Below are 9,949 nucleotides of genomic sequence, written 5' to 3' on the forward strand. Positions count from 1 at the left end.
AGAGTGAATCGAGTTCTGTCACGACCCCGCCGCGCCCGTGTGCGCCGCCGGAGGCCGGGGCGGGATCAGACGTCCAGGCCGCGCAGCCGGCGGCGGTCGCCCCGGGACCCGATCCTCCCCCGGTCCGCCTGGTCCGCGAGGCGGACCACCTCGTCGCCCGCGTCGTCGGCGCCCTCCCGCCCGGCCACCACCGGCTTGTCGGTGCGGGCCGCCTTGGCGCGGTACTGGGCGGCGTCGGCGAGGCGGAACAGCCGGCGGGCCGAGCGGACCGGGCCTATCGGGTCGCCCGTCGAGGCGACTCCGCACGCCACCCCCTGGCCCGTCTCCAGCTCCGCCGCCCGGCGGCACACCTCGTCCGCGACCCGGACCACCTCGTCCGCCGAGGGCCCCACCGCCAGCAGGCAGAACTCGTCCCCGCCCAGCCGGGCGACCAGGGTGTCCGGGAGCATCGCGCCGCACAGGGACAGCACCGAGGCGAAACGTTCCAGCAGCCGGTCGCCGGCCTCGTGGCCCAGCACGTCGTTGACCGTCTTGAGACCGTTGACGTCGCAGACCAGCAGGCTGACCACCGTCCCGTCCGCGCGGTGCCGCTCCAGCGCCTCGTCCAGGCGCGCGTCCACCGCCCGGCGGTTCGCCAGGCCGGTGAGGGGGTCGGTGAAGGCCAGCCGGCGCACCTCCTCCAGCCTCTCGGTCTGGGCGATCCCGGCCGCGATCACCGACGCCAGCGCCTCGGCGAAGTCGGCGTCGGCGCGGTCGAAGACCGGCCGCCCCGGCTCCCGCGCCACGTACAGCTCGCCCCACACCAGCCCGTCCACGACGACCGGGGCGACCACGCAGCAGCCCCGCCCGCGGCGGCGCAGCGCCAGCGGGCGGCGCCCGACCGGCGCCGCCGGCCCGTACCGGGGCTCGTCCCGCGCGCCGGACGCCGTCTCCACCCAGGCGCGCGGCCCGCCGTCCGGCCCGCCCCCGTACGGCAGGCCGGTGATCTCGGGGAAGTCGTGGACCGGGTACGCCTCGTCCTCGGGGAACTCCCGCTCGTCCCCGCGCCGCTCGCCGGTGTTCACCAGCACCCGCAGCCGGCCGCGCTCGCGCTCCCAGACGGACAGGGCCGCGAAGGAGCCGCCCAGCGCGGCCCGCGCGCCCTCGGCGGCGGTCCGGGCGACGTCGCGCAGGGAGTGGGCGGCGGCCATCTCCTGCGCCAGCCCCACCACGGTCCTCAGCCGCGCGTCGTCACCCATGCCGTACCCGATCCACACGACCCAGGTTATGGGCCTTCACTCCGGGTCGCCGACCGGCTCACGCCGGCCCGCTCCGGCTCACCGGGCTCGTGCCCGATCGTGCCCGGCTCACTCCCCCGGCCAGCGCGGGGCCCGCTTCTCGTTGAAGGCGGCCACGCCCTCGGCCCGGTCGCCGGAGAACGCCACCGTGCGCCAGGCCGCGTCCTCCACCTCCAGGCCCGCGCGCAGGTCCATGCCCCAGCCGGTGCGCAGCGCCCGCTTGGCCGCCCGCAGTCCCACCGGGGAGTTGGCGGCGATGCGCCGGGCCAGCGCCAGCGCCTCGGCCCGGTCCTCGCCGTGGGGCGCCAGGTGGTCGACCAGGCCCAGCTCGCGGGCCTCGGTGGCCTCCACCCGCCGCGCGGTGAAGATCAGCTCGGCGGCGCGGGCGGCGCCCACCCGGCGCGGCAGGAGCTGGGTGCCGCCGCCGCCGGGGATCACTCCGACGGACACCTCCGGCAGGCCGACCACCGCGGTGGGGTCGGCGACGATCAGGTCGCAGGACAGCGCCAGCTCGAAGCCGCCGCCGAGCGCGAAGCCGTGCACGGCCGCGACGGTGGGCATCGGCAGCTCCAGCACGCCGGTGTAGGCGGCCCGGGCGTACGGCCGCTGCCGCGCCAGGTCGGCGTCGGTGAAGGAGTTGCGCTCCTTCAGGTCCGCGCCCACGCAGAACGCCCGCTCGTGGGTGGAGGAGAGCACCACGGCCCGCACCCCGCGGTCGGCGGCGAGCGCGGCGCACGCCTCCCCGATGCGCCGGGCCATCTCGGTGGAGACGGCGTTCATCGCCTTCGGCCGGTCCAGCACCAGCTCGGCGACGTGCGTGTCCGGCTCCCGCCGCACCACGACCCACTCGCCGAACCGCTCCTCGCCCACGCCCGCGCCCTCGACCACGCCGCCCACGCCGCCCACGCCGTCCATGCCGTCCACACAGCCCTTCCGGTTAACGATCGCTCACTGGTGTACGGGCGCATCATGCCATCCGCCCCGCCCGGCGGGGCAGGGGTGAGCCGTGCGGGGAACGCACGGTAGGAGGGGGCGCGGAAAGGAGAGCGCGGGAGGAGGAGCGCGGAAAGGGGGGAGGAGCCGCTCAGGAACCGGGGGAGCGGCGGGACAGCTGCCACGGCTCGACGACGCCGAGGCCGCGCACCGGGCGCTGGTAGAGGGGCTGGAGCGCGAAGCGGTACGGCGCGGCGTCGTCCGTCTCCTTCTCCGACTCCGGCGCCTGGCCGGAGGCGACCAGCTCCGCGCGCAGCGCCTCGTCCACCAGCACCGTGTCCTTGGGCGCTATCGAGGTCAGCCGGCTGGCCAGATTGACCGTGTTGCCGAAGACGTCGCCCATGCGGGTGGTGACCGTGCCCAGGGCCATGCCCACGCGCAGCTCCGGCATCGTCGCGTCGTTGGCCAGGGTCTCGATCAGCCGCAGCCCGATCTCGGCCGCGGTGCCCGCGTCGTCGGCGACGTAGAGCACCTCGTCCCCGAGCGTCTTGATCAGCCGGCCGCCGTGCGCGGCGACCAGGTCGGCGGCGGTGGTCTCGAACGCCTCGACCAGCTCGCCCAGCTCCTCCTCCTCCAGCCGCCGGGTCAGCCGGGTGAAGCCGACCAGGTCGGCGAAGGCGACCGCCAGGCGCCGGTCCACCATCTCCTCGTCGTCGGCCGCCTGCACCACCCGGCCGGTGGCGGCGGCCAGCTGCCGCCGCCAGACGTACACCAGGAACTCCTGGAGCTCGGGCAGCAGCAGCTCGACCAGCGGGTACGCCACCTCGGTACGGGTCATGCCCGGCTCGGGCGGCTCGGTCAGGCCCTCCAGGAAGGAGTCGATCTGCCACTCGGCCAGCCGCGCCGTGGTCTGCCCGGTGGACCGCGCCACCTGCACCGCCATCGCCTCGCTGAGCAGCCCGGCCTCCACCAGGCCGGCCAGCCGCCGCAGCGCGATCACGTCCGTCTCGGTGAGCGCCCTGGCCTGGCCGATGTCGGCGAACCCCATCGCCCGCCAGAAACGGGCCGCCAGCTCCATGGGGACGTCGGCGGCGCGGGCCGCCTGGAAGGGCGTGTACTGCCGTCCGGCGCCGAGGATGAGCTGCTCGATGCGGAGCGCGAGGGGGTCCTCCTCGGCACGGGCCGTGCCGCCGGCCGCCTCGCCGTCCGCCGTCGGCTCTTCGGCTGGGGTGCCCGAGTCGTCCACTGCCCTTCCGTTCCACTCACTGCCGCCGCGCCCGCCGCGCTGGGTCGAGTCAACGATACGGCAGGTGTGCCCTACCTCACTCTTCCGAAGGCTCCCCCGGCGACCCCTCCGGGGCGGGCCTGAGGTGCACGATGTCGCCCGCGTCCACCGGCTGCTGCACCCCCTCGCCGCTGGCCATGACCAGCCGCCCCTCGCCGTCCACCGCGACCGCCTCGCCCGTCAGCTCCCGCCCGCCGGGCAGCACCGCGCGGACCCGCCTGCCGAGGGTGGCGCAGCCGGCGGTGTACGCCTCGCGCACCCGGCTCGCCTCCGGATCGCCGCCCGCCTCGTGCCAGCGGCCGTACCACTCCTCCAGCGAGCGCAGCACCGCGCGCAGCAGGGTGTCGCGGTCGGTGACGCGGGCGCCCGCCAGGGCCAGGGAGCCGGCCGTGGGCACCGGCAGCTCCTCCGCGCGCAGCGAGACGTTGAGCCCGATGCCCAGCACCACCCCGGCGGGCCCGCCGGGGCGCTCGACCCGCTCCGCGAGGATGCCGCCGATCTTGCGTTCCTCGCCGCCGGCCCGCACCAGGACGTCGTTGGGCCACTTCAGCACCACGTCCGTCCCCGCGGCGCGGGCCAGGGCGCCGGCCGTGGCGACCCCGGCGAGCAGCGGCAGCCAGCTCCACCGCGCGGCGGGCACGCCGGGGACGAGCAGCACGGAGAGGAAGAGCCCCGAGCGGGCGGGCGCCGTCCAGCTGCGCTCCAGCCGCCCGCGCCCGGCGGTCTGCCGCTCGGCGACCAACACCTCGCCCTCCCGCGCCTCGCCGCGCGCGGCCCGTGCGGCGAGGTCGGTGTTGGTGGAGCCGGTGTCGGCGACCACCTCCAGGGAGGTCCACAGCGACGCGGGGCGCACCAGCGCGCGGCGCAGCGAGACGGCGTTCAGAGGGGGCCGTTCGAGGTCCGACCAGGGACTGTCCGACGGGTCGTTCGGTGTCATGCAAGACAGATTAGGTGTGGCAAACACCGCACCGCCGGACGACCGGTCCGCCGATACGCTACGAGTCGGTAGCCAGACGCCACGACGAGGAGCCGCAGCCCGTGTCCGAGCAGCAGAGCCCAGCCGCCGAGAACCAGGATCGTCACACGACCGCGGGCAGGATCGCGGATCTGCGGCGGCGCGTCGAGGAGGCCACGCACGCGGGTTCGGCGCGGGCGGTGGAGAAGCAGCACGCCAAGGGCAAGCTGACGGCGCGCGAGCGGATCGAGCTGCTCCTGGACGAGGGCTCGTTCACCGAGCTGGACGAGTTCGCCCGCCACCGCTCGACCAACTTCGGCCTGGAGGCCAACCGCCCCTACGGCGACGGCGTCGTCACCGGCTACGGCACGGTGGACGGCCGCCCGGTGGCCGTCTTCTCCCAGGACTTCACCGTCTTCGGCGGCGCGCTGGGCGAGGTCTTCGGCCAGAAGATCGTCAAGGTGATGGACTTCGCGCTGAAGACCGGCTGCCCGGTCATCGGCATCAACGACTCCGGCGGCGCCCGCATCCAGGAGGGGGTGGCCTCCCTCGGCGCGTACGGCGAGATCTTCCGCCGCAACACCCACGCCTCCGGCGTGATCCCGCAGATCTCGCTGGTGGTCGGCCCGTGCGCGGGCGGCGCGGTCTACTCGCCGGCCATCACCGACTTCACCGTGATGGTCGACCAGACCTCGCACATGTTCATCACCGGCCCGGACGTCATCAAGACGGTCACCGGCGAGGACGTCGGCTTCGAGGAGCTGGGCGGCGCCCGCACCCACAACTCCACCTCCGGCGTCGCGCACTACATGGCCTCCGGCGAGGAGGACGCCGTCGAGTACGTCAAGGCGCTGCTGTCGTACCTGCCGTCCAACAACCTCTCCGAGCCGCCCGCCTTCCCCGAGGAGGCGGACCTGGAGACCTCCGACGCCGACCGCGAGCTGGACGCGCTCATCCCGGACTCGGCCAACCAGCCGTACGACATGCACGACGTGATCGAGCACGTGCTGGACGACGGCGAGTTCCTGGAGACCCAGCCGCTGTTCGCGCCGAACATCCTCACCGGCTTCGGGCGCGTGGAGGGCAGCCCGGTCGGGGTCGTCGCCAACCAGCCGATGCAGTTCGCCGGCTGCCTGGACATCGACGCCTCCGAGAAGGCCGCGCGCTTCGTGCGCACCTGCGACGCGTTCAACATCCCGGTGCTGACCTTCGTCGACGTGCCCGGCTTCCTGCCCGGCACCGACCAGGAGTACGGCGGCATCATCCGGCGCGGCGCCAAGCTGATCTACGCCTACGCCGAGGCCACGGTGCCGCTGATCACCGTCATCACCCGCAAGGCGTTCGGCGGCGCCTACGACGTGATGGGCTCCAAGCACCTGGGCGCCGACCTCAACTTCGCCTGGCCCACCGCCCAGATCGCGGTGATGGGCGCGCAGGGCGCGGTCAACATCCTGCACCGCAAGACCCTGGCGGCGGCCCGGACGGACGAGGAGCGCGAGGAGCTGCGGGCGAAGCTCACCGCCGAGTACGAGGACGCCCTGCTCAACCCGTATGTGGCCGCCGAGCGCGGGTACGTGGACGCCGTGGTCGTCCCCTCCGAGACGCGCCGCCACATCGTGCGGGGCCTGCGCTCGCTGCGCACCAAGCGCGAGTCGCTCCCCCCGAAGAAGCACGGCAACATCCCGCTCTGACCGCCCGCGACAGCGAGGAGACCGTGACCATGATCAAGGTCGTACGCGGCAATCCGACCCCCGAGGAGCTGGCCGCCGCCCTGGCGGTGGTGCGCACCCGGGCCGCCGCGCTCGCGGCGGCGGGGCCCGGCGGGTCCGCCGCCGGGCACGGCTCGGAGTGGTCGGACCCGGCCCGCACCGTCCCCGGCCGCCGTCTGCCGCACCCGGGCCCGCGGGCCTGGCGGACGGCGTACTGGCCGGCCTGAGACGCGCCGCGCCGCGGCCGGCGGGGGGCCTGAGTACGCGTACTCAGGCGCCCCCGCCGGCTTTGCCGCAGGATCGGGAGCATGCTCTGGTCCGACCCGGCCGACGAACCCCCCGAGGAGCTGCGCACCACCCAGGCGATGCTCCGCCGCACCGGCTGGCTGATCGCCGTCGCCATGGTGGCGGTCTTCCTGCTGCTGTGAGGGCCACTGCGAGCCTGGGCGGGGCCTGGGCGGGGCCTGGGCGGGGCCTGGGCGGCAGCGCGCGGTCGGAGGCCGGCCGGGAGTCTTCCTAGGATGGACCGCATGGCCCACAACACCGCGCCCCGCCGCCGTCTCGTCCTCGCCTCCCAGTCCCCCGCCCGGCTCGGGCTGCTCCGGCAGGCCGGGCTGTCCCCCGACGTGATCGTCAGCGGTGTGGACGAGGACGCCCTCGACGCCCCCACACCCGGCGAGCTGGCCCTGCTGCTGGCCGAGGCCAAGGCGGACGCCGTGGCGGGGCGGGCGGAGGCGGCCGGCGCGCTCGTCGTCGGCTGCGACTCGGTGCTGGAGCTGGACGGACGGCCGCTGGGCAAGCCCGCCGACGCCGAGGAGGCCACCGCCCGCTGGAAGGACATGCGCGGGCGGACGGGCGTCCTGGTGACGGGCCACTGCGTGGTGGACACGGCCACCGGCCGCCGCGTGTCCGCGACCGCCGCCACCACCGTCCGCTTCGGCGAGCCGAGCGACGAGGAGATCGCCGCCTACGTCGCCAGCAGCGAGCCGCTGCACGTCGCGGGCGCCTTCACCCTCGACGGCCGCTCGGCGCCCTTCGTCGACGGCATCGAGGGCGACCACGGCAACGTCATCGGGCTGTCGATGCCGCTGCTGCGCCGGCTGCTGGCCGAGCTGGGCGTGCCGATCACGGAGCTGTGGGCCTGAGCGGCGGCTCGGAGGGGCCGGCGGGCGCGGCGACCGTGTCCCGCGGGCCCGCCGGGTCCCCCGTACGGGGGCGGGGGCCGTACGCCACCAGGGTCAGCACGACGAGTCCCAGCGCGGCCATCAGGGCGGCGAACGCCGCCCAGCCCACCAGCCCGACGGTGAGCGCGCCGAGCACCCCGTGCACCACCGCCGCGCCGGTCAGCAGGGCGCGGGCGAGGCGGGCGGGCGGCCGGTCGGCCAGCGCCGTCCGGAGCGACAGCACGGCGCACAGCAGCAGGTAGGCGCCGAAGAGCGCGCCGCCGATCCATGTGGAGACGGCCATCGCGCGCGGGTCGAGCCCGGCCAGGGACATGTCCTGACGGTCGACCGCCAGACCCAGGACCCAGTGGAGCCACCCGGCGCCGACGGCCTCCGCCGCGAGCACCACGGCCGCCGCCAGGGCCACCGGCCTTCTGTGAGCCATACGGTCCCCCACTCGTCCTCCGCGGAACGCGCGCGGCGCCGTCCCGTGCGACAGCGCGCATGCTACTAACGGGTAACGGCATGGGAAAGACCTCGCGCCCCGGCAAAGAATCACCCCGCCATTCGTAGGAACCCCACAAAGTGGCGGAGATCCTCGCAGGCCCCCTGGACAGTAACCTTGGCCACACCGAAGATCTCCAGCCGGACGCGAGATCCCGGCGTACCGTGTACCCACAAGGGATTTGGGCCTCATGGGGCTCCTGGGGTCACCTTCCGTGTGGGCAAGCTCACCCCCCAGGGCGACTCGGCGTGCGGTGTCGCCGATACCTAAACTCACCTTGTTTCAAGGAGGGAGTCATCGTGCGCAAGGTGCTCATCGCCAATCGCGGTGAAATCGCTGTCCGCGTCGCCCGGGCCTGCCGGGACGCCGGGATCGCGAGTGTGGCCGTCTATGCCGATCCGGACCGGGACGCGCTGCACGTCCGGGTGGCGGACGAGGCTTTCGCGCTGGGCGGTGACACCCCCGCCACCAGCTACCTGGACATCGGCAAGGTGCTCAAGGCCGCCGCCGACTCCGGCGCGGACGCAGTCCACCCCGGCTACGGTTTCCTGTCGGAGAACGCGGAGTTCGCCCAGGCCGTCATCGACGCGGGGCTGAACTGGATCGGCCCGCCCCCGCAGGCCATCCGCGACCTGGGCGACAAGGTGGCCGCCCGCCACATCGCCCAGCGCGCCGGCGCCCCGCTGGTGGCCGGCACGCCCGACCCGGTCTCCGGCGCCGACGAGGTCGTCGCCTTCGCCGAGGAGCACGGCCTGCCGATCGCCATCAAGGCGGCCTTCGGCGGCGGCGGACGCGGTCTGAAGGTCGCCCGCACGCTGGAGGAGGTCCCGGAGCTGTACGACTCGGCCGTGCGCGAGGCGGTGGCCGCCTTCGGCCGCGGCGAGTGCTTCGTCGAGCGCTACCTGGACCGGCCCCGGCACGTGGAGACCCAGTGCCTGGCCGACAAGCACGGCAACGTGGTGGTCGTCTCCACCCGCGACTGCTCCCTCCAGCGCCGCCACCAGAAGCTGGTGGAGGAGGCCCCGGCGCCGTTCCTGACGCAGGAGCAGAACGCCGAGCTGTACCGCGCGTCCAAGGCCATCCTCAAGGAGGCCGGCTACGTCGGCGCGGGCACCTGCGAGTTCCTGGTGGGCCAGGACGGCACGATCTCCTTCCTGGAGGTCAACACCCGCCTGCAGGTCGAGCACCCGGTCACCGAGGAGGTCACCGGCATCGACCTGGTCCGCGAGATGTTCCGCATCGCCGACGGCGAGGAACTCGGCTACGACGACCCGCCGATGCGGGGGCACTCCTTCGAGTTCCGCATCAACGGCGAGGACCCGGGCCGCAACTTCCTGCCCGCTCCGGGCACGGTGACGCGGTTCGACCCGCCGTCGGGTCCGGGCGTGCGGCTGGACGCGGGCGTGGAGTCCGGCTCGGTCATCGGCCCGGCCTGGGACTCCCTGCTGGCCAAGCTGATCGTCACCGGCGCCACCCGGCAGCAGGCCCTCCAGCGCGCCGCCCGCGCCCTGGAGGAGTTCACCGTCGAGGGCATGGCCACCGCCATCCCGTTCCACCGCGCGGTGGTGCGCGACGCGGCCTTCGCCCCCGAGGTCAACGGCCGCCCCGAGGGCCCGTTCGACGTCCACACCCGGTGGATCGAGACCGAGTTCGTCAACGAGATCAAGCCGTTCGCGGCCCCCGGCGCGGACGACGAGGAGGACGAGCCCGGCCGCGAGACGGTGGTGGTCGAGGTCGGCGGCAAGCGCCTGGAGGTCTCCCTGCCCGCCTCGCTGGGCATGACGCTCGCCCGTACCGCCGCGGCCGGCGGCGCCCGCCCCAAGCGGCGCGCGGCCAAGAAGTCCGGGCCCGCCGCCTCCGGTGACGCCCTGGCCTCCCCGATGCAGGGCACCATCGTCAAGGTCGCCGTCGAGGAGGGCCAGCAGGTCTCCGAGGGCGATCTGATCGTGGTGCTGGAGGCGATGAAGATGGAGCAGCCCATCAACGCCCACCGCGCCGGCATCGTCAAGGGCCTGAACGCCACCGTGGGCGCCGGTGTCAGCTCCGGCGCCGTCATCTGCGAGATCAAGGACTGATCCGCGGACTCCCGGCACACGGGAAGGGGGCGGGACGGCTTCGGCCG

The 9,949-nt window shown here is 74.7% G+C and carries 10 protein-coding genes; 5 read left to right on the forward strand and 5 right to left on the reverse strand.

Annotation, left to right across the window (positions count from 1 at the left end; genetic code table 11):
• Nucleotides 1-65: 65 nt before the first annotated feature.
• The 4 genes from QC029_RS21825 to QC029_RS21840 all read right to left on the reverse strand — a co-directional run bounded on the left by QC029_RS21825 (nt 66) and on the right by QC029_RS21840 (nt 4,432).
• The gene (locus QC029_RS21825; protein ID WP_279557431.1) at nt 66-1,238 is read right to left on the reverse strand and encodes a sensor domain-containing diguanylate cyclase; all 1,173 of its coding nucleotides are present in this window, start codon (nt 1,236-1,238) and stop codon (nt 66-68) included.
• A 108-nt stretch (nt 1,239-1,346) separates the two neighbouring features.
• Nucleotides 1,347-2,147, reverse strand: a complete 801-nt coding sequence (locus QC029_RS21830) for an enoyl-CoA hydratase-related protein (protein ID WP_279557440.1) — start codon at nt 2,145-2,147, stop codon at nt 1,347-1,349.
• 214 nt (nt 2,148-2,361) lie between these two features.
• Nucleotides 2,362-3,456, reverse strand: a complete 1,095-nt coding sequence (locus QC029_RS21835) for an adenylate/guanylate cyclase domain-containing protein (protein WP_279557432.1) — start codon at nt 3,454-3,456, stop codon at nt 2,362-2,364.
• A 76-nt stretch (nt 3,457-3,532) separates the two neighbouring features.
• Complete coding sequence (locus QC029_RS21840; RefSeq protein WP_279557433.1) at nt 3,533-4,432, reverse strand: biotin--[acetyl-CoA-carboxylase] ligase; 900 nt, start codon at nt 4,430-4,432, stop codon at nt 3,533-3,535.
• Nucleotides 4,433-4,533: 101 nt separating this feature from the next.
• On the opposite strand from QC029_RS21840, the gene QC029_RS21845 reads away from it, so the two are divergent.
• From QC029_RS21845 to QC029_RS21855, 4 genes are all read left to right on the forward strand, one after another.
• Complete coding sequence (locus tag QC029_RS21845; protein WP_279557434.1) at nt 4,534-6,141, forward strand: acyl-CoA carboxylase subunit beta; 1,608 nt, start codon at nt 4,534-4,536, stop codon at nt 6,139-6,141.
• A gap of 29 nt (nt 6,142-6,170) precedes the next feature.
• The gene (locus QC029_RS21850; protein ID WP_279557441.1) at nt 6,171-6,386 is read left to right on the forward strand and encodes an acyl-CoA carboxylase subunit epsilon; all 216 of its coding nucleotides are present in this window, start codon (nt 6,171-6,173) and stop codon (nt 6,384-6,386) included.
• 81 nt (nt 6,387-6,467) lie between these two features.
• Nucleotides 6,468-6,587 (forward strand): morphogenic membrane protein MmpB, encoded by a 120-nt coding sequence (gene mmpB, locus QC029_RS31225; RefSeq protein WP_369281320.1) that lies wholly within the window; start codon nt 6,468-6,470, stop codon nt 6,585-6,587.
• 102 nt (nt 6,588-6,689) lie between these two features.
• On the forward strand, nt 6,690-7,304 hold the full coding sequence (locus QC029_RS21855) for a nucleoside triphosphate pyrophosphatase (protein WP_279557435.1): 615 nt from the start codon (nt 6,690-6,692) through the stop codon (nt 7,302-7,304).
• Here QC029_RS21855 and QC029_RS21860 read toward each other — a convergent pair.
• Nucleotides 7,285-7,767: a hypothetical protein gene (locus QC029_RS21860; protein WP_279557436.1), complete on the reverse strand. Its 483-nt coding sequence runs from the start codon at nt 7,765-7,767 to the stop codon at nt 7,285-7,287. The two genes, QC029_RS21855 and QC029_RS21860, sit on opposite strands and share 20 nt — an antisense overlap.
• 359 nt (nt 7,768-8,126) lie before the next feature.
• Between QC029_RS21860 and QC029_RS21865 the strand changes: the two genes are divergently transcribed.
• Complete coding sequence (locus QC029_RS21865; protein WP_279557437.1) at nt 8,127-9,902, forward strand: biotin carboxylase N-terminal domain-containing protein; 1,776 nt, start codon at nt 8,127-8,129, stop codon at nt 9,900-9,902.
• Nucleotides 9,903-9,949 lie beyond the last annotated feature (47 nt).

It is taken from the genome of Streptomyces sp. DH37, assembly GCF_029813835.1.
GTDB lineage: Bacteria > Actinomycetota > Actinomycetes > Streptomycetales > Streptomycetaceae > Streptomyces.